The sequence below is a fragment of the Pedobacter sp. GQ55 genome, from assembly GCF_059758925.1.
Genome location: NZ_JCAXEI010000004.1, coordinates 1 through 16,891 on the forward strand (window position 1 = coordinate 1; position 16,891 = coordinate 16,891).

Below are 16,891 nucleotides of genomic sequence, written 5' to 3' on the forward strand. Positions count from 1 at the left end.
ATGAGTGATTCGGTGAGTCGCCAATCGCAAACCTCTTCGACACCATATTAAAGCGAGATTTTAACCCGGGGTACAATTCCCCCACTCTCCGCTTAAGGAAATAATCAAATTTGGTTATTTCCTTTTTTTATGGGATTAAAGTGCTGATTTACAAAAAAATACTTCTATAATTAAACAACAAAAGGGGTGTTCGAGATTTTTGCAAATATTTTTAGCGATGAATCTTTCGGATAAATAAGACTTTCTAAATCCATATGTACCCAGATGTTAGTGTTCGAATGATGTCTTTGGTTCCAATTTCGAGCAATCATCATCAGCCGTGATATCACTATACGTCTTTGCAATAAGGTAAAGAAAATCCAATATTACTTCGGCTTTTCCTCATTAACGTGAATACCATTACGTCTTAAGATTTTGACAGCTTGTTTCACTGAAACCTTTTTAGTGGAAAAGCTTTTTGAATATTTATAAAATAACTGGTGCATATTTGAATTAATTATTTCAAAATAACTGTTTGAGTCGGCTTTTTGTGTCTAAAATTTTACTTTTTACGTTACCAATTTGGTAACAATATCGTATCTTTGTAAAGATGCGGGTGATAGCAATAAAAACATTAAAGGAGTACATTACCGACTTTCATCAAGCAGAACAGGCTTTGCTGAGCTGGCATGAAGAAGCGGCAACTGCCTTGTCGAATAATCCAAATGAATTAAAAGCCCAATATAGAAATGCTTCTATACTAAATGAAAAGAGAGTTGTATTTAATATTCATGGCAATAGTTATCGCCTAATTGTAGATATTGAATATCGTTTAAAAATTGTTTTTGTTGTTTGGTTCGGAACGCATAAGCAATATGATAAGATAAATGCTAAAACAATAAGTTATGTTAAAACCAATTAAAACAGAAAATGAGTACAATGATGCATTGGCACGTGTCTATGAACTGATGCAAGCTGATATTGTAGAAGGTTCTGCAACCTCTGATGAACTTGAAATCCTGAGCATATTGGTGAAGGAATATGAGCTGATCCATTATCCTGTTGCCTATCCTAACCCATTGGAGGCCATAAAATTCCGTGTAGAACAAATGAATTTATCGGAGAATGAGTTGAGCAATATCTTAGGAAACCGTTCGAGAAAATCTGAAATTTTATCAGGAAAAAGAAAGTTAAGCTTGTCGATGATTCGTAAACTAACTGAAATACTGAATATTCCTGCAGAGGTTCTGATTCAGGCATATTAATGATTATCTCTTTTTTCATTCCCTAAAATTTCTCTTATAACAGCTAAAATTCCTTCCAAGTGTTCTAATAAACTCCCACTCTCCCAGCCAAAAAGGTGTCAAAACCAGCAAAAAGCCTGCAAATCGTATGATTATCAGGCTTTTTTCTTTTTAGGACATACCAAAACATGCATCAATTCTCAACTTAAAGATAAAGTTTTGCCCCTGAAAAGCCAGGTTCAAAAAAACATTGCCATCCTATCCAGGACGGCAATGCAAAAAAATCAGCTGTAAATAGCTCAGGACACCCCCTGTTTAATGAAGATATGAGTACAAAAGAACCGATGTAGATCAAGTAATCAACAGCAAATATCCAAACAGAAGACCTCGCAAACAAGAGATGATCCGCATTCAGTAATTAAACCTATTTGATGCCATCATTTCAGATTTTTATTAGGTGAGAACAAAAGCAACAGAGAATTACTAAACAATATTCTGCAAATATTTTCGTAATTTTTATGCAGGCGTGTGCACTTTGCAAAATAATGCGTACTATTTTGCAAATCCGTATCTTTACATCATCAAGTAACAGCTACATTATTCAAATGAAAAAAACACCTACTGTTGAGCGCCTTTTAAAAAACATGGGCAACATGCATGAACTTGGACGTCAGCGCGCCTTCGAATTGGGAAATCCCTTTTACGCTCAATTTGAAGAATATGGCAAATATTGGTGTAAAGAGCTTCCAACAGGTGAAAAATACCTGGTAGAGATCGAAATCATAAGCGATGCTAATGGCATACCTAAAGAGATCAAGGATACGGTTATTAAAAAGCTAAATTAAAGTATGCCAGAACTTATCTTTATCACAGGCTGCAATGCTGCAGGCAAATCTACTTTTATCCGAACAAGATTGAACGAACTGGAGGGGTTCGAATTTCTGATGACTGATGTTTACAAAAGCCGGACTAAAGAACTTGCCTTAAAAGCCATAGCCGATAGAAAAGACATCGTTTTTACCTCCATTCCAGTGGGGCGAGAAACATGCCTTTTTTACCCCAACCTGTATTGGAGATAAACCATCCTTGTTTTTATCATAAATAAACAGGCCAGTTTTACCGTAACTTCCTGAGCATCTTGCTCGAATCTTCGATAAATAAACCACTAGCTTTCCTTTGATAGCCTGTTAGTAGGCAAGACAGTTAAAATACTGTAATGAACCCTTTACAAAATAGTCCTACTCATTTGGGTATATTTAGCCTATACACAAATAAAACTTCTTATGAAAATTACATTAGACATCAAATCCACGATCTTTGGATTTATGGCCGCAGGGCTAGTCCTTATCGCGCTCAGCTTTAAAAATGGACAAAACGATCATCCAGGAAAATACCGTACTACAATGGGGGAAAAAGGCATAGTCATATTAGACACCGAAACAGGCGCCTATATTACCGCTCCTGAAATCCATAATTTCGGTAAAGTACAATGGATCAAAGGTGATTTCAATACCACCTACCAAACAGGAAAAGACAACAAAAAAGTAAATTAAAAGTAGCTGAGATGCTCAAAGGCTCTATAGCTAACCTTTGAGCATCTCAGCTACTTTCCCTCTCGTCCATTCTTATTATCTTCAATTCGCTCCTTATTCTTGTAAATTTCCCTGATTATTCTGAAAAGTTCCTGTAGATGTTGCAGTGGGTAATCCGATTCTCCGCATGAAGGGACTCCTTCAAAAACACGAGAGGGTTGCTCCAAAAAGAGCAGCCATTCTTCTTTGATTATCAGTGACTTACGGATATACTCAGAATTGACCGAGGGTGTTCTAAAACTACCTTCTCTATAAGTAAGTTGTTATTGTTAAGCAACAAATTGGGCCTTACCTGTTAATTGACCGTGCTATCCGGTGGCACGGATAGCATTTTACTATTGATAAATTCGAAGAAGTCTTTACGGTAAGCTTCACCAATGGCGATCGGTTGCTCTTCATTAAGGATCCTGACCATATTTCCCTCTACCGCGGTGAGATGGCTAAGCGAAATAATGAATGACTTATGGATCCGTACAAAACCCCTGGCAGACAAACTTTCCGAAAGCTCTTTCAATTTGAGATAGGTGATGATCTTTTTTTGATCGTCCATGTGAATGATCGCATAGTTGCTCAGGCCTTCAATGTAAGTGATCCTCCGGGAGTCTATCTTCAGCAGTTTGCCCTTTTGTTCGGTTTTCACAAACACGTAGTGATCTTGTTCCGTTGCTGGTTTAAAACCGCTATGTATGGTCCATAAGCGATTAACAGCTTTTAGGAACCGAAGGAACTGGATTGGCTTCAGCAGATAATCTACAACCGCATGTTCAAACCCCTCCAGAGCATATTCCTTGTAGGCAGTGGTCATGATGATATGGCTATCCTTACTAATCAGCTTCAGCATTTCTATACCGGTAAGATGTGGCATCTGGACATCTAAAAATACCAGTCCAGGCTTCAGGTCAGTGACCATTGCCAGCCCTTTTACCGGGTTGGTGGCTGTACCTACCACCCGTAGAAAATGCACCTGGCTAATATGTTGAACGAGCAGATCTATCGCGTGCTGCTCATCATCTACTATCACGCAATCTATCATACAGCAAATGTTATATTTAAAGTTACACTGAAAATACCGTTGGTGTCCTTTATCATAAAGTTAGAACGGCTACCGTAGGTCAGCTTCAGTTGCTGCCGGATGTTTTGGAGGCCAATGCCATTGGAAAGCTCTTTTATTCCCTTGCCTTTTTTATTCTCAATATAAAAAGCAAGTTCGTTAACCCTGGTGTTGATCCTGATCAGCAAGGGATGATCCGGATCATGCAGGTCGCCATGTTTAAATGCGTTCTCAACCAAGGTGATCAGTACCAGCGGCAGAATGCTTATGGACTGATCGTCTATCTGCTCCTCATAGCGGATATTTAAGCCATGGTTATGACGGCGCTGATTGATCTCTATCACATTTTTTAGGTGTTCAAGCTCATCCATGATATCTACCTTACCATCAGTACTTTCACTCGTCCCCAATGCGTACCGCATAATATTGGCCAGCATCAGTACCGAATCAGCTGCTTCTGTATCCGTTTTGATCACCTTCCCGTAAATGAAGCTTAACGAGTTGAATAAAAAATGAGGATTGATCTGATGCTTCAAGGTGATCAGTTCAGCTTCAGTCCTTTGCTTTTGCAGCATGATACGTTCTTTGCTTTTGTTCACCCATTCAACCAGCAGGGCTACGGAAAGACTACTGACCAGTGTGAACAGATAAGATATAAGCAGGATCCAGCCCAGCGAATTTTGAGAGAGTTTAGTAGCAGCAGCGTTACCACTGCTGCTTTCATACAGGTAAGTACCATAGTTGACCGAGAACTTCACCAAAAAAAGGATCACGGTAATCACCAAAGCACTTCTGCGGCTGCGCTGCCCATGCATTGTGGGAAGTATCACCATGAAGATCAGCACATAGTGGGTGACAACAGCCTCTGTAACAAAGGTCAATATGCCAAATACCAAGCCATCCCGTCCCGCGAAATTTTTGATCGTCTTTTCCGGGGTAACCAAATATGACAGCGTAAAGAACGAGCCGTAAATGAACAGCGAGAACACGGTCAGTAATAACAAGCGCCTGCTGTTGATCTTTATGAACGTCGTTACTTTTCTAAACATGCTATCCGGATTTGCAAAGTTCTGATAAGGCAGATCTTTATTCGTATTTAATGAATGTAGCAGTTATTTTTTTCTGTTTAATGTCCATGGTAGATGAACTACTGGTACCGATGACATTCTTCTTCTTCGATTGTGTGACTACCCCTGTACCTGTTTGTTGCGTACTTATTATTTCTTCCGTAAGTTCCATGACCACGCCATCAGCGCCCTTAGCTTTTCCTAATTCAATGACCTTTTGCTGTGCAGACTCCAATGAACTAAAGCCCTTACCCACCTTAGTAGAACCCATTGTCGTATAATTCTTTTTGACGTCTGACTTAGCCAGGTACACATCTACGTTCTGGGTCGGCGAATACGTTTTCCCAAAGTACGACGGAGTGGAGCATGCGGCTAGGCATCCTATTAAAAGGAATGCGATCAGCGAAATTAATGTTGCCTTTTTCATTTTAATTTTTTTTTTAATGATGACCAAATAGATGTTTATTCGGTTTGCGTGAGATACCGGAGATCCTAACTGATCGATCTATGCCGGATTGCTGTTCACTAAAACCATGAACAAAAGTAGTTGGGGCATACCCCGCAGTAAATTCTATTATGTGAACAGGCGTTTTCTCTATGTCAACCCGTTGGGTAGGGTTTAAATACCGGCAAAAAAAGTAGGGTTTGCAAAAGCTGGCGCAAACCCTACTTTAATCATCCATACAATTTACATGCCGATAACGGCCATCAGATCGTCTTGGCCAGAACCCTTAACAGCGCTTCCAGCTTCTATTGGATCATGGATCATACAACACAGATGGGTCGACCTGAATTGCCCTGGTTATGTTTATTTTTCAAAATGGTAACCACCAAAATATTTTATTGGTGACCACGATGGTAGTACATCCCCGAGTTTAGGAGAAAGTTCACTGTATTTGCCAGCACCATATACGACTCTTCCGCCTACTACGGTCAGTACAGATTGCAGGTACTGGATCCGGTCATCTGGTACGGAAAAGTAATCCTCACTTAACAGCGTAAAGTCTGCAAGGTTCCCCGGCGCGATGCGTCCTTTGTCACTTTCCTGATTTTCAAACCAGGCGGCACCGATCGTATACAATCTCAGGGCTTCTTCCCGTGTGAGCCGGTTATCCTCGGCTAAGATCATGTTACCAGATACGGCTTTGCCGGTCACTGCCCAGCTGATACCTGTCCAGGGATTAGCGGGAGACACACGGAAGGCATCTGTGGTCAATGATAATGGAATACCGCTATTCATCAAGGCCCTGAATCTTGGAGTGTAAAGCGCTTTCTCCAAGCCGTACGTCTTCGCAAAGCCCTCACCGTGCAATGCCATTTTATTGTCAAGTGCGATACCGCCGCCTAGCTTTTTGATCCTTGCGATATTCTCATCACTGATGGTCTCTGCATGTTCGACAGCCCAGCGCATGCCATCAAGCGGCGTTGTTTTAACAACTTCTTCAAATGCGTCCAGGAAAGGTGTTAGATTCTCATTATAGGTCATATGTACCCGGAACGGGATCCTCTTTTGTATTAGTTTACGAGTATATTCCTCAGCATACTTATACATTTTTTCTCTCGGAATGATAATTGCCGGCTTATCAAAATTCTCATGATCATGAACCTCGGGGCTGAGTACCTCACCGGTCCCTTCATATTCATGGCCGTGCTCCATATTCGGGTTCAGATTTTGTCCCGGGCTAACCGGTGAGATCTTGGTGACCCGTTCTATTTCGGTATCCACCCAGCTTTTGTTAGGATCATAAGTGAATCCAAGGTCAACGAATGGAAAACGGATATTCATCCTGTTTTCTTTAATAAGGGTTTCAATGGGTGCGTGGCCTTGTGGGTATGGAATGACGCTGGAGTTTTCAATGACCGTAGTGAGTCCGAACCGGTTCAAGTCCCTGATCAGATATTCAAGTGAGCTGACTTCCTCTTCCGGTGTTGCTGTCGGTAACATAGCATCCAACGCGACAAATACGAACGTATTTGCGTCGATCACCCCAGTATAATTACCTTTATTGTCTTTGTGAAGGACGGTACCGGCTTCTGCCTTGAATTTCGGCGTCCCGATGCCGAAAAACTTCATGGCCGGTTTGTTTAGCCATAATCTGTTGTAAGCATATTGGATCCAAAGCGGTTTATTTGGCACCGCCTTATTCAGTTCTTCAATGGTAGGTTCGCGGTGTTCTTTGAATTGGTAAGGAGACCAGGCGCCGGTCACCTTTACCCATTGCCCTTCCGGGGTTCTTGCCGCTTGTTCGGTCAGCATTTCCAGCGCGCGTTTAAGTGTCGGCACGCCGTCCCATTTTACCTTTTGTGTAAAATTCCTTTCATTCAAAGGATGCATGTGCGAATCTTCCAGTCCGGGGATCAGGCGTCTGCCGTCTGCGTCAATAAGGCGGGTATGGCTATCTTTAAGGGCAAGGATCTCGTCGTCGTCGCCGACGGCATAGATCCTGCCGGCACTTACGGCAAGCGCAGTGGCCTGTGGCTGTGCTGCCGTAAGGGTCGTGATTTTAGCATGATAAACGATCAGATCAGCACCGGCTGATGGATTTTTGGTTTGCGCAGTTGATCCTAAACTGATAGATGCTGCTGTGAGTAATGCAATAATTTTTTTCATAAAATGTATTTGAGTGGTGTAAGCGAATTCCCATTGCTGAAGCTTATTACTGCTCCCCCTAGGGATAGATAAAACCAATGTTTCATTGCAGTTGGTGTTAATAGTTTATTGCTTTTTTCTCCATCGACGTGATTTGTCTATTCATTTCATCAAATCGTATCGGTCGACGCAGTAATTATATTCGTCATGTTGCGGCATAAAATTTACGTCTGTTAACTCAGAATAAATTTTTCCAGTTCCTGATTAAACTTTTCTGTCTCTTCAATAAATAGCGCATGTCCGCTATGATCAAATGGAACAAGTTCTGAGCCTCTGATGCCTTTGTGCATCTGTTCCGCCAATTGAAAATCGCAGATCTTATCGTAGCGGCCATGAAAGATAACGGTCGGAATATCGATCCCCGGTAGTTGTGGGCGTAGGTCGGTATCCTTTAAGGCGATGAGGCATTGCGTGGCGGCATAAGGTGAGGCTTCCCAGTTGATGATACCCAGCCAGGCCGCCATACCTGGCGATACAGAGGTTTCGCTCGCCGGGAAGATCGTACCGAAATCCTCGTACAGTTTGGGTCGGTCAACACGGCTCAGGTCGATCAGCTGCTGGGCGGCTTCCTGTGTCAGGTTAAACGTAAAGTCCGGGCGTTTTGTCCAAATCGGCGCTGCTGCGCCGAACAGGGCCAACTTGCTGATGTGCTCACCTTTGTAACGACTAGCAAAGTAAATGGAGATGGCACCGCCCATAGAGAAGCCGCCAAGTACAGCGCCTTTAATTTCCAGTTTTTCCAGCACAGCTTTGATATCTGCAGCAAACACATCATAATTGTATTTACCATAAGGTTTGCTTGACTTTCCAAAACCGCGCAGTGTGATCCCGATCACTCTTACACCACGCTCAACGAAATACTGGTACTGGTATTCATACATGGCGTCGCTCAGCGGCCAGCCGTGGATCAGCACCAGCGGTTTACCCTCACCGATGTCGGTGACATGCAGGCGCACATTGGGCGCCACTTTAATAAATTCTTTTCTGCCCTCCGGCTGTGCGTTCAAATTCTTTTTTTCGTCTTTCATTTCGTTTGTATATAATGCTTAATAATGGACTGCTTAATACTGACTAAAGCGGACTTTCCGATACGCGCAGATCATTGATGTCCAGCAAATGTTCCGCCTTGCGTATCGCTTCATCGGTGTAGGTTCTCTCGTTCTTCATTTTGAACAGTTCTCTGCGCTGATGATCATGGATATCGGCCATTACCTGCTGGAATTCTTCCCTTTCGAAGTTCCTGTTCATACATACTTCGACCGACTTCAGGTACACCTGGTGTCCTTCTATTTCGCGTTTAAGTTTCTCGGCATAACTCTTCAAAAGGCTATTGCTGCTGGCGGATGTGTGTCGCGCGTTCAGCCGCTGCAATGCCACGGTATCCAGCCTGAGCCTGATACCGGCATGCTGTTCATGAGAAGGCAGTATCGGGTCAAGTTCACCGATTCCGGTCAGTTTGATGACAGCGGGAAGGGTTAATCCCTGGAAAACCAGGGTAATGAAGATCACTACGAACGTGATGAAAATGATCAGGTCGCGGTGCGGGAATGCCCTACCATCATTCATGTAAAGCGGTATAGATAAGGCAGTTGCCAGGGATACCACACCGCGCATTCCTGCCCAGCCGATAATAAGCGGGTTCTTCCAGCCGGGCGATGGCTTTAGGCTGCTCTTTTTGCTGAACCAGCGGGGAATATGCACGGTAGCGAACACCCACAGCAACCTGATGACTATAGCAATGAGACTGATAAAAACGCCATATTTGATTGCCTGTAAGATAGACACATCGCCCAGGCCACGCACGATCTCCGGCAGCTCCAGTCCGATGAGGATAAATACCAATGCGTTCATCACAAAAATGAGCGTATGCCAAACACCGGTCATATTCATCCTGGTACTACCGGTCTTAAACATTTCGTGAGCGCGGAATGACATGAACAATCCGCCGCTCACCACGGCCATCACGCCGGAAAAATGGAAATGCTCTGCCGATAAGAAAAGAATATAGGGCGTCATGACCGTTAACGTGGCATCAATGGCTGGCGAAGTGGGCATAAAGCGATGGATGACGTACATGACATGCGCTCCGGCCAGACCAACAACTACCCCCATGCCTGCAACCATAAAGAACTGCCCTGTTGCCTGCTGTATGGAAAAGGCGCCGGTAAGGATAGCTGCTAAAGCAAAACGGAAGACGATCAGTGAGGATGCGTCGTTAACCAGGCTTTCTCCTTCCAGTATGGTGATGGTGCGGCGTGGCACCTTAAGCCCTTTTAAAACCGTGGTGGCCGCTACTGCATCAGGCGGAGATATAATACCGCCCAGCAGGAAACCCAGAGCCAGGGTAAAACCCTGTATAAATGAATGAGCGGCATACGCGACGACTAAAGAGGTGAAGAATACCAAACCAAAAGCCAGCATGGCAATGCCGCCGCTCCATTTTTTGAATTCTTTCCAGGAGGTATACCAGGCTGCCTCATACAGCAGCGGCGGCAGGAAGATGAGAAATATCAGTTCCGGGTCCAGTTTTAACACCGGGATGCCAGGAATAAAGCCGATGCCTAATCCAGCCAGTACCAGAAAGATAGGATAAGCCAACCTGATCTTTTGTGCCAGCATCACCAGCAGCATGACGACAAAAAGAAGTCCCATTATGAGCAGCAGGTTCGTGTGCATTGTTTCTATGTATTTCCTTTTAATTGATGATCGGTCCTTAAAATTTGAATGCCAGCAGTGAAGCGATAAAGAATCCATCCTTATGCTGCGTTATGATATCGTTGAGGTATGCTCCCGTATCGAAATATTGCGCACCGAGAATGTAAGTGAAGTACGGGCTGATGTTCCATGTGACCATGCTCATATAACCGGTGCCGATGTACCTTTTGCCTGAACCTGAGGATGACAGGTTAAACGCGCCGGAAGGGCGATAGATCCCATCCTGCAGTGACTGCCGCCAGTAATAAACGGTTTCTAAAGTGAGGCGCACATTTGTGGCCGGATTCCAGGCCAGGCTGGGATGAAGGGAAAGGATATTGGCTGGGCCTGCCTGTGGATACACACCGAAGTAACCGCCGTTGGGATGCAGCCCGTTAAAAGTGCCCAACCTGCCGTCACCTTTCGTATTGTCGCCGGAGATCAGATCGCTCCGGAGATTCAGCGCGGGCAAGCCTTTCAGGTTGCCAAACTTGTAGCCAATATCGGCGGAGCCGCCCCAGGCGCTGATCTTACCCGGTCCGAACGATCCGAACTGGTAATTCGTCTCTAAATTATAAAGGAACCCGCTGCCCGAATTCCAGAAGCGCGTACCTACGCTATGTCGCCGCTCATCGGCGACACCCTCGTCGAACCTGGCATCAGCCCGGTTGATCCCAAGGTAAGAAAAGTCGATATTGAGCTTTTTAGACGCAAACCACGTACCGTAAAAGCCCCATAGGCTTGCCTTACGGCTCACCGGGTTGTCAAAGACGCCGGTCTTAACCCCACCGTTGGCCATGATGAAGCCGTCCGCGTTTAGCCTGGCAGACTTATAAGCTACCTTAGCTCCATCAAAATACAGGCGGAGATTAGGCCCTTCCTGAACATCGATGAGCCGGCCGCTGCCATATTGCAGTTCCTGCCGGCCCAGTCTCACAGTGATCTTTCGATCAGCGGTCTGGTAAGGGATAACGTCTACAAACAAGTTCTGGACGTTCAGTTTATCTTCGTCTATCGGGCGGGGGCCTGTTTCACGGCCGTTCTCCAAACCACTGCGCAGCTGACCGAAGATGCGTACCCGATCACCCAAATGCAGATCAGCGTGTAACTGGTAACGTTGTAGCAGGAAGGCCTGGGTGCCAAAGTTTCTGCCACCCCAGTCCTCATTTTGCGAACGGTCGGTCTCTATACGGGCTTCGCCGCCAAAAGAAAGGTAGGTGCTGCCGCTTTGAGAGAGGGGCAGGTATTTCAGACGGTTATATAAGGTACCTACACTGTCCTTTAGTGCCGAGTAATCCTCGTCATAACGCAACAGCCTGAAATTTTGGGCATGGGAAAATTTTGCCAACATCAAAAGACTTACAAGTAATACGGTTTTTATTTTCATCAAGCGTGCGTTTTTATGAATTGATCTTCTAATCCGTTGGGTTTATTTCCGTTTCGGCCGTCCCGAATTCCGAGGTGATCTTGATACTTCCTTTCAGGATCTTAGATACCGGGCAATTTTCCGCTATGCGTATCAACCGCTGCTGCAGTTCGGATTCTAAGATATCAGGAATGGTTATGCGGCGTTCAATGTGAGTGACCGTCCCTTCGTTCCCAATCTTCTGGAACATGTTCGCTTCTACACTGATTTCCGGAATGACCAGGCCCTTATGGTCGAGGTACATCCTTAATGTTGCCAGCGTACAGGAAACTAGTGCCGTTAACAGCAGCGTATACGGATCGGGACCAAGGTCCTGACCACCCAGTTTTTCAGGTTCGTCGGTGATCAGCACGCCGTTCCGCCAGTGTATTGCAGTTAGGAATTTCTCGCTGCCAATGACCCCCTTAACAGGGTGTTCCAATATGTATTTCATTGATGCCAGTCTTTGCTCCATACATCTTCATATTCTGCAGGATGGCGCTGGAACTGCGCGTTCACATACGGGCACAGTGGAATGATCTTCAGATCTTTTTCCCTGGCGTAGCGGACCAGCTCGGCCAGCAGCAGTTTTGCAAAACCCCGGCCCTCGAACTCCGCGTCAACCTCGGTATGGAATACCGCCAGCCTGCCACCCGTCATGGCCAGGCTCATTTTACCTATTTGATCTCCATCCGAAAAGAGCTGAACCTCACCATGGACATGCTTTGTGAAAACAACTTTTGTACTTTCCATTATTTGTGTTTATTGATCATTTCGTTCCACCTTTGATACTTAAGGCACCTGAAGGGCATTTGGCAATCTGCGCGATCAATTCATCACCGGTCGCATTCTCCGGTCTGATCCAGGGACGCACCTTCGGGTCATAAACATTCGGAAGTGCCCGCACGCAGATGGCCGAGTGGATACATAGTTTGGGTTTCCAAAGGAAGGTTAACCGCCCGTTCGAATATTCGTGTATTTCCATATCTTTAAGATTCTTTTGCCACAGTTTAGAACGGACTTCAATGAGCATACGGATTCCGCATATTGCATGACGATCGTGATAAAGCTGCCATACAAATCTCCGCAAACGGAATGCATCGGGAAGATGATGTTTGTAGAAAAAAAAAGTAGACATTTATCTATTTTTTTTAATTTTGGGGCAAGGAATAAGACTGAATTAATTTAACTCTTGCTGGCAATTGACACCGGGCATATAAATAATTAAGAAGTGATTATGTACTTACAACACGACCGCTGACCGTGGGATAACGTTCTAAAATTCGGTATAATGCCCATCTGCAATAGCACTTATCGCAGATGCTACGTTCACCGGACATGTTCATCATTTAGCGAGAGGCAAAAAGCATTTTTCACTTAAGCCGAGAAATAATACCCTATTATTTTAATTTATACTGGCGTTTAACACGGCTCAGCGTATCCTTATTGATACCGAGATAAGAAGCAATGACATGCTGAGGAAAACGAGCGGCAAGCTGTGGATAACACTCAATAAATTCAGTATAGCGCTTTTCTGCAGTAAAACTTATCGCAGAAGTGAGACGTCGTTCGTTGGCCATATTGTTACGTTCGTCGAGCTTACCCATCATTTGGCGAAAGGCAGGAATCTTTTTCTCCAACTCCTTAGCGTTCTCTAAAGTCAGATAAAGCAGGTCGCATGGCTCAAAAGCATCGATATGGTACCGGCTTGGCGTAATGTATATCCAACTCTCACGGTCGCCCATCCACCAATCCTCGATCCCAAGCCTGACAACATGTTCAAGGCCCTTATCATCTACAAAATACATCCGCATCGCACCTTTTACAATAAATGCAAATTTCTTACAAATATCTCCGGCCTGTAAAATATATTGTCTTTTCCTTAATCTGGCTGGCGTAAAGTTTTGCCTTACCAGTTCCTTTTCGTCGTCTGTAAGTGGTCTGGAGCTAAATTTTCTAAGATAATTTAAATAAGCGTCATACATATATGCCTTGTGTATATTCTAAATATTAATATAATATTGTTCTCACGCTAATATACGAATAATTGAAATTTATTACTAAATCCGTTGCGAAAATCATAATTTAGTCTATTGAATTACTGTCCGTTACAATATACAGCTTCAATACCCTGTCGTCGCCTTAAAGGCATTTCGTAGACAAATGTCGACGTAATTTTGCTACAAACATCTTCTTTACAATTTATCTGGTTCATGATATTTGCTTTATCTAAATCAAACTAGCTATTATGAATAACCGGAACAGGTATATTTGCGCGCAGTACCCCAAACTTCAGGGATTTCGGCTATATCATTGCCCATCTGCGGGAATGATCTGTCTTCCGATAGCATTTTACATTGTAAATAAATAAAAACATAAACTTATGAAAATCGGATTTATTGGTGCAGGCCATATCGGCAAGGCACTCGCGAAAAAATTTGTAAATGCAGGATATCCCGTCATCATTTCAAATTCAAGGGGAGTTGAATCATTGCAACCCCTGGTCAAAGAACTCGGAGACTTAGCATTGGCCGGCACAAGCGAAGATGCCGCTAATGCAGACCTGGTTGTTCTTGCGGTAATGTGGGATCAAACCTCCGGTGCACTGGAAAAAGTAAAAAAACAGCTTGTCGGAAAGATAGTTATCGACGCCACCAATAACATGAATAGCGGTCCTTCTGACAAACCAACGAGCATGGTAATTTCTGAACTGGTACCTGAGGCTACGGTAGTTAAAGCCTTCAATACCCTGATGGCGGCAACGCTTGATGCAGACCCTGCCGTAAACGACGGTAAACGTGTGATTTTCTTCTCAGGTGATCACCCGTCTGCCAAAGAGATCGTTGGCAAGATCATCACACAATTAGGGTTTGCAGCAGTTGACCTGGGCGATCTTAAGCAGGCGTCACCAATCACCGAATTTGCAAAAGCAGTTTCTACTTTGAACCTGGTCAGCTATCCTAACTGAGCGTGTGCACCCTCATTTAAGAGATGGTGCACAGTAATTTGATTCAATGTAATGGCTATAATCTTATGTAACCAACTAAAGGAGTCATGTTATGGCTCAGGGCTGATGTTGATCAGCCCTGAGTATTTTTGTATTAGTCATCCTAAACTTCTGAAAACTACAGGTCTTGTGGAGGAGTAATTTTTAATGGGAAAACAACCGGAATATTTTATTACGATCAATAATATAAGCAACTATGGAAATAGGTATAGACAGTTTTGCCTCGGCAATGTACGGCAATAATGAGTTGAGCAACGTTGATGCGATGGAGCAGCTGCTGGACAGGATCGTGGCGGCAGACGAGGCTGGGCTCGATGTTTTCGGGATCGGAGAACATCATAAAAAAGAATTTCTGGATTCAGTTCCGGCGGTGATACTGGCGGCGGCGGCGGCCCGTACCAAAAGGATCAGGCTGATGAGCGCAGTGACCGTACTGAGCACTTCAGATCCGGTGCGGGTGTTTCAGCAATTCGCCACATTGGATATTATTTCCAAAGGGCGTGCCGAGATCATTGCCGGCCGGGGGTCAGCGACAGAAGCATTCCCCCTATTCGGATTCAACCTGAATGATTATGACGCCCTTTTTAAAGAGAAATTAAAGCTGTTGTTACAGATCAGGGACCAGGAATTCGTTACCTGGTCCGGCAAGTTCAGGCCGGCGTTACATGATCAGCCGGTCTATCCTCGTCCGGTACAGAAGAAACTACCCGTTTGGGTAGGAGTTGGTGGTACACCGCAATCATTTGTGCGTGCCGGTATGCTGGGGCTTCCCCTGATGGTGGCCGTCATTGGCGGGGAGACCGAGAGTTTCAGACCCCTGGTAGATCTTTACAGAAAATCCGGTAAAGAGGCCGGATTTAAACCGGAGGAGTTGAAGGTCGGTCTTCATTCACCCGGCTATGTAGGTGATACTGATCAGTCGGCTATCGCAGATTACTATCCGGGTTACGTAGAGTCATGGAATAAAATAGGCCGGGAGCGCGGCTGGCCGCCAGTCACCAAGGCACAGTTTGACGCAGGGATTTCACAAAAAGGGGCGCTGGTGGTCGGCGGACCGGAAACGGTAGCCAAAAAACTGAAAAGGCATAGCGAAGCTTTGGGTGGTATTGACCTGTTCACTTTTCAGATGGACATTGCAGGCCTTAAACATGATCAACTGATGAGATCTATCGACCTGATCGGTGGTGAAGTTATCCCAATGGTGAACCAAGATGCTGGAAAAAGATCACCCCCACGTTGTTTACCCCCTCTTTAAGTCATTTAAGATCAATATAGTCATGAAAAAAAAAAGTAGTTTTTCAACCCAGGGACAAAGGGCCGACATTGGAGACCTTGAGATATACCGCATGCTGCCTAACAGGTATGCCGATGCGGTCGGCCCCTTCGTATTCCTCGATCATCTCGTTCCGAGGATGCAGACCAGGGTCAATAAAGAAGGAACCGGTGCACACCCTCACCGTGGCATTGCCACGTTAACCTATATTCTGAATGGTGAGGACGAGCACTTTGACAGTGCAGGGAACTATGCCATAGTACACTCGGGAGGCGTTCAATGGATGAAGGCCGGTAACGGTATCATCCACGATGAAACGCTGAACTATGATTCCCAGACGGATTCTAAACTCGTCCACGCATTTCAGTTCTGGATCAATCTGCCGTCAAAGATCAAAGCCGAAAAGCCGGAATACTTAGCCATTGAAGGTAATGAGGTCCCTTTTAAAGATTTACCCGACGGAAAAGGTTGGATCAAAGTGATCGCCGGTTCTTATGAAGAGCTGGCTTCGAGTATACCGAATTATTCAGAACAGTTCCTTTATCATATCCACCTGGAGCCAGGTGCCAGTTTCGCGATCGAATTTGCGGACAAAACGGAGGTCGCCGCTTATTTGCCTGTGTTACCAGCCAGCATTAACGATGAAAAGTTCAATGCCGGTGATTTTATAGAATATGACAGAAATGCCGGGACGATCGAACTGAGCAATGACACCCAGGAAGCTTGTGACTTCCTGTTATTCGGAGGGGAAACCTACCGAGAGCCGATCTTTGCAGAAGGTCCTTTCGTCATGAATTCCAAGGTCGATACTGCCATCGCCTACCGGGATTTTTATAACGGCGATTACGGAAAGATTGATTACGAGAAACAAAGGTTAAAAATACAATAACGCGAGACTTAGCAGAGGTAAAATAGCGGTAAATACTAAC

Annotated in this window: 19 protein-coding genes; 8 read left to right on the plus strand and 11 right to left on the minus strand. The window is 44.6% G+C overall.

The genetic code is table 11. From position 1 onward, the window contains the following. Positions 1-589: 589 nt before the first annotated feature. The 5 genes from AC6CH7_RS12790 to AC6CH7_RS12810 all read left to right on the plus strand — a co-directional run bounded on the left by AC6CH7_RS12790 (position 590) and on the right by AC6CH7_RS12810 (position 2,776). Positions 590-901 carry a type II toxin-antitoxin system HigB family toxin gene (locus tag AC6CH7_RS12790; RefSeq protein ID WP_498263100.1) on the plus strand — a complete coding sequence of 104 codons (312 nt, stop codon included), beginning with the start codon at positions 590-592 and terminating at the stop codon, positions 899-901. Beyond that, on the plus strand, positions 885-1,244 hold the full coding sequence (locus AC6CH7_RS12795) for a helix-turn-helix domain-containing protein (RefSeq protein WP_498263101.1): 360 nt from the start codon (positions 885-887) through the stop codon (positions 1,242-1,244). The genes AC6CH7_RS12790 and AC6CH7_RS12795 overlap by 17 nt, the downstream gene beginning before the upstream one ends. 584 nt (positions 1,245-1,828) lie before the next feature. Continuing rightward, positions 1,829-2,068: a hypothetical protein gene (locus tag AC6CH7_RS12800; RefSeq protein WP_337714991.1), complete on the plus strand. Its 240-nt coding sequence runs from the start codon at positions 1,829-1,831 to the stop codon at positions 2,066-2,068. A gap of 3 nt (positions 2,069-2,071) precedes the next feature. After that, positions 2,072-2,302: a hypothetical protein gene (locus tag AC6CH7_RS12805; RefSeq protein WP_498263102.1), complete on the plus strand. Its 231-nt coding sequence runs from the start codon at positions 2,072-2,074 to the stop codon at positions 2,300-2,302. Between the two features lie 204 nt (positions 2,303-2,506). Then, the gene (locus AC6CH7_RS12810) at positions 2,507-2,776 is read left to right on the plus strand and encodes a hypothetical protein (protein ID WP_498263103.1); all 270 of its coding nucleotides are present in this window, start codon (positions 2,507-2,509) and stop codon (positions 2,774-2,776) included. Between the two features lie 334 nt (positions 2,777-3,110). On the opposite strand, the gene AC6CH7_RS12815 is transcribed toward AC6CH7_RS12810, so the two are convergent. The 11 genes from AC6CH7_RS12815 to AC6CH7_RS12865 form a co-directional block, all read right to left on the minus strand. Further along, positions 3,111-3,848, minus strand: a complete 738-nt coding sequence (locus AC6CH7_RS12815) for a LytR/AlgR family response regulator transcription factor (RefSeq protein ID WP_498263104.1) — start codon at positions 3,846-3,848, stop codon at positions 3,111-3,113. After that, complete coding sequence (locus tag AC6CH7_RS12820; RefSeq protein WP_498263105.1) at positions 3,845-4,915, minus strand: sensor histidine kinase; 1,071 nt, start codon at positions 4,913-4,915, stop codon at positions 3,845-3,847. The genes AC6CH7_RS12815 and AC6CH7_RS12820 overlap by 4 nt, the downstream gene beginning before the upstream one ends. A 37-nt stretch (positions 4,916-4,952) precedes the next feature. Further along, positions 4,953-5,360 (minus strand): hypothetical protein, encoded by a 408-nt coding sequence (locus tag AC6CH7_RS12825; RefSeq protein ID WP_498263106.1) that lies wholly within the window; start codon positions 5,358-5,360, stop codon positions 4,953-4,955. 381 nt (positions 5,361-5,741) lie between these two features. Beyond that, positions 5,742-7,544, minus strand: a complete 1,803-nt coding sequence (locus AC6CH7_RS12830; RefSeq protein WP_498263107.1) for an amidohydrolase — start codon at positions 7,542-7,544, stop codon at positions 5,742-5,744. Between the two features lie 212 nt (positions 7,545-7,756). After that, a complete protein-coding gene (locus tag AC6CH7_RS12835; protein ID WP_498263108.1) occupies positions 7,757-8,611 on the minus strand; it encodes an alpha/beta fold hydrolase in 855 nt (284 codons plus the stop codon). A gap of 43 nt (positions 8,612-8,654) precedes the next feature. Continuing rightward, a complete protein-coding gene (locus AC6CH7_RS12840; RefSeq protein WP_498263109.1) occupies positions 8,655-10,259 on the minus strand; it encodes a Na+/H+ antiporter in 1,605 nt (534 codons plus the stop codon). Between the two features lie 37 nt (positions 10,260-10,296). Then, a complete protein-coding gene (locus tag AC6CH7_RS12845) occupies positions 10,297-11,664 on the minus strand; it encodes an alginate export family protein (protein ID WP_498263110.1) in 1,368 nt (455 codons plus the stop codon). Positions 11,665-11,692: 28 nt separating this feature from the next. Beyond that, complete coding sequence (locus AC6CH7_RS12850) at positions 11,693-12,136, minus strand: OsmC family protein (RefSeq protein WP_498263111.1); 444 nt, start codon at positions 12,134-12,136, stop codon at positions 11,693-11,695. Next, entirely contained in the window at positions 12,133-12,435 is a 303-nt protein-coding gene (locus tag AC6CH7_RS12855) for a GNAT family N-acetyltransferase (protein WP_498263112.1), read from the minus strand. Before AC6CH7_RS12855 ends, AC6CH7_RS12850 begins: the two co-directional genes overlap by 4 nt. Positions 12,436-12,451: 16 nt before the next feature. Then, positions 12,452-12,715: a (4Fe-4S)-binding protein gene (locus tag AC6CH7_RS12860; RefSeq protein WP_498263113.1), complete on the minus strand. Its 264-nt coding sequence runs from the start codon at positions 12,713-12,715 to the stop codon at positions 12,452-12,454. A gap of 367 nt (positions 12,716-13,082) precedes the next feature. After that, the gene (locus tag AC6CH7_RS12865) at positions 13,083-13,667 is read right to left on the minus strand and encodes a Crp/Fnr family transcriptional regulator (RefSeq protein ID WP_498263114.1); all 585 of its coding nucleotides are present in this window, start codon (positions 13,665-13,667) and stop codon (positions 13,083-13,085) included. 398 nt (positions 13,668-14,065) lie between these two features. Between AC6CH7_RS12865 and AC6CH7_RS12870 the strand changes: the two genes are divergently transcribed. The 3 genes from AC6CH7_RS12870 (at position 14,066) to AC6CH7_RS12880 (ending at position 16,851) form a co-directional block, all read left to right on the plus strand. Continuing rightward, positions 14,066-14,650, plus strand: a complete 585-nt coding sequence (locus tag AC6CH7_RS12870) for an NADPH-dependent F420 reductase (protein WP_498263115.1) — start codon at positions 14,066-14,068, stop codon at positions 14,648-14,650. Between the two features lie 235 nt (positions 14,651-14,885). Then, positions 14,886-15,944: an LLM class flavin-dependent oxidoreductase gene (locus AC6CH7_RS12875; protein ID WP_498263116.1), complete on the plus strand. Its 1,059-nt coding sequence runs from the start codon at positions 14,886-14,888 to the stop codon at positions 15,942-15,944. A 22-nt stretch (positions 15,945-15,966) separates the two neighbouring features. Further along, positions 15,967-16,851 carry a pirin family protein gene (locus AC6CH7_RS12880; protein ID WP_498263117.1) on the plus strand — a complete coding sequence of 295 codons (885 nt, stop codon included), beginning with the start codon at positions 15,967-15,969 and terminating at the stop codon, positions 16,849-16,851. Positions 16,852-16,891 lie beyond the last annotated feature (40 nt).

What these genes read in the sequence shown, in the direction of transcription:
- AC6CH7_RS12790 (WP_498263100.1), top strand. Translation starts at nt 590, where the DNA reads ATGCGGGTGATAGCAATAAAAACATTAAAGGAGTACATTACCGACTTT.
- AC6CH7_RS12795 (WP_498263101.1), top strand. Translation starts at nt 885, where the DNA reads ATGTTAAAACCAATTAAAACAGAAAATGAGTACAATGATGCATTGGCA.
- AC6CH7_RS12800 (WP_337714991.1), top strand. Translation starts at nt 1,829, where the DNA reads ATGAAAAAAACACCTACTGTTGAGCGCCTTTTAAAAAACATGGGCAAC.
- AC6CH7_RS12805 (WP_498263102.1), top strand. Translation starts at nt 2,072, where the DNA reads ATGCCAGAACTTATCTTTATCACAGGCTGCAATGCTGCAGGCAAATCT.
- AC6CH7_RS12810 (WP_498263103.1), top strand. Translation starts at nt 2,507, where the DNA reads ATGAAAATTACATTAGACATCAAATCCACGATCTTTGGATTTATGGCC.
- AC6CH7_RS12815 (WP_498263104.1), bottom strand. Translation starts at nt 3,848, where the DNA reads ATGATAGATTGCGTGATAGTAGATGATGAGCAGCACGCGATAGATCTG.
- AC6CH7_RS12820 (WP_498263105.1), bottom strand. Translation starts at nt 4,915, where the DNA reads ATGTTTAGAAAAGTAACGACGTTCATAAAGATCAACAGCAGGCGCTTG.
- AC6CH7_RS12825 (WP_498263106.1), bottom strand. Translation starts at nt 5,360, where the DNA reads ATGAAAAAGGCAACATTAATTTCGCTGATCGCATTCCTTTTAATAGGA.
- AC6CH7_RS12830 (WP_498263107.1), bottom strand. Translation starts at nt 7,544, where the DNA reads ATGAAAAAAATTATTGCATTACTCACAGCAGCATCTATCAGTTTAGGA.
- AC6CH7_RS12835 (WP_498263108.1), bottom strand. Translation starts at nt 8,611, where the DNA reads ATGAAAGACGAAAAAAAGAATTTGAACGCACAGCCGGAGGGCAGAAAA.
- AC6CH7_RS12840 (WP_498263109.1), bottom strand. Translation starts at nt 10,259, where the DNA reads ATGCACACGAACCTGCTGCTCATAATGGGACTTCTTTTTGTCGTCATG.
- AC6CH7_RS12845 (WP_498263110.1), bottom strand. Translation starts at nt 11,664, where the DNA reads ATGAAAATAAAAACCGTATTACTTGTAAGTCTTTTGATGTTGGCAAAA.
- AC6CH7_RS12850 (WP_498263111.1), bottom strand. Translation starts at nt 12,136, where the DNA reads ATGAAATACATATTGGAACACCCTGTTAAGGGGGTCATTGGCAGCGAG.
- AC6CH7_RS12855 (WP_498263112.1), bottom strand. Translation starts at nt 12,435, where the DNA reads ATGGAAAGTACAAAAGTTGTTTTCACAAAGCATGTCCATGGTGAGGTT.
- AC6CH7_RS12860 (WP_498263113.1), bottom strand. Translation starts at nt 12,715, where the DNA reads ATGCTCATTGAAGTCCGTTCTAAACTGTGGCAAAAGAATCTTAAAGAT.
- AC6CH7_RS12865 (WP_498263114.1), bottom strand. Translation starts at nt 13,667, where the DNA reads ATGTATGACGCTTATTTAAATTATCTTAGAAAATTTAGCTCCAGACCA.
- AC6CH7_RS12870 (WP_498263115.1), top strand. Translation starts at nt 14,066, where the DNA reads ATGAAAATCGGATTTATTGGTGCAGGCCATATCGGCAAGGCACTCGCG.
- AC6CH7_RS12875 (WP_498263116.1), top strand. Translation starts at nt 14,886, where the DNA reads ATGGAAATAGGTATAGACAGTTTTGCCTCGGCAATGTACGGCAATAAT.
- AC6CH7_RS12880 (WP_498263117.1), top strand. Translation starts at nt 15,967, where the DNA reads ATGAAAAAAAAAAGTAGTTTTTCAACCCAGGGACAAAGGGCCGACATT.